Annotated in this window: 1 protein-coding gene; it reads left to right on the top strand. The window is 69.1% G+C overall.

Annotated elements, in window-relative coordinates:
- Nucleotides 1-586: 586 nt before the first annotated feature.
- Complete coding sequence (locus ABD54_RS26610) at nt 587-1,027, top strand: response regulator transcription factor (RefSeq protein ID WP_047872304.1); 441 nt, start codon at nt 587-589, stop codon at nt 1,025-1,027.
- The last annotated feature ends 152 nt before the right edge of the window (nt 1,028-1,179 follow it).

The raw sequence follows: 1,179 nt of genomic DNA, 5'->3' as shown, positions 1-1,179 counted from the left end.
TCGTTGGCCAACCAAACGATGGTGCCAACGCTCACCAGGTCAGGACGCTTTGCCGCACCATGTGCTGGTGTCGGTGCTGATTTTGGGTTCGCGGTTGCTGTCGCCACGCCAGCATTATTACGGCATCTCAGAGAGGGCCGTACCCGACTCTCCGTAACAGGGCGGGTCAGACCCGGTACGGGGCGCTCTGGGGCCCCTTACGGCCAGCTAGCACCGGCCGATCGTGACTCGGACGTTACTGTATCGACCCTGCCCCTCCAGTCACACCAGTAACATACCCAGAGTGACCGAAATTCGAGATCCCCTGCGGCTGCGGCGATCCAGCGCATCCCAGGCGCCACCGAAGCCCACAAAAGATCACGGAAAGATATCAAGAAAATCACCTTTTGATAACAGGACTTGGGGGTCGGGTTAGCCCGTGCTCTGAGTGCGGTGGCTCAGGTCTCAGTACCCGGCACACCCCTCGGCCCCTCTTCTGTGCAGCGGGGCCCCGAGGCAATACAGTCAGAGGGCATACAGCCAACGAACGCCTCGGCCGCACCCCCGCGGCGACGGCCGCGGACAGAAGCGATGGGACGGTTGCGCGATGGTGGTCAGCGGTACGGACACGGGTGCCAGGATGCGCGTGCTGGTCTACAGCGACGACGCGGACACCCGCGAGCAGGTGCGGCTGGCGGTCGGCCGACGCCCCTCGGCCGACGTTCCCCTCGTGGAGTTCGTCGAGTGCGCGACCGCGCCCATGGTCCTGCGCAGGCTGGAGGACACCGACCCCGGCGCGCGCGTGGACGTGGCGATCTTCGACGGCGAGGCCTCCCCCGTCGGCGGGATGGGCCTGTGCCGCCAGGTCAAGGACGAGATCTACCGCTGCCCCCCGGTCCTGCTGCTGGTGGGGCGGCGCGACGACGGCTGGCTGGCCACCTGGTCCCAGGCCGAGCAGGTCGTCAGCCACCCGATCGACCCCGTCGCGCTCGCCGAGGCCCTGGCCGAGCTCATGCGCCAGCGGGTCGCGGCGGCCCTGAACGGGTGACACTCGTGCGAGACGGTCTCGGAACGGGCCACCGCGGCGACGCGGAGCCGCGCCGCCGCCGCGCGGTGGGCGCGGCCCTGCACCACGGCGCCGACATCGGGCGATGGCGCGCTCACGCCACGCCCCTTCCCCCCAGCGCCTGAGGGCGGCCC

This window comes from Nocardiopsis sp. RV163, from assembly GCF_001029525.1.
GTDB lineage: Bacteria > Actinomycetota > Actinomycetes > Streptosporangiales > Streptosporangiaceae > Nocardiopsis > Nocardiopsis dassonvillei.
This window is presented reverse-complemented; position numbering and strand designations above follow the sequence as displayed.

Bases quoted from the DNA above. Each gene is read 5' to 3' on its own strand.
- ABD54_RS26610 (WP_047872304.1), top strand. From the start codon at position 587: ATGGTGGTCAGCGGTACGGACACGGGTGCCAGGATGCGCGTGCTGGTC.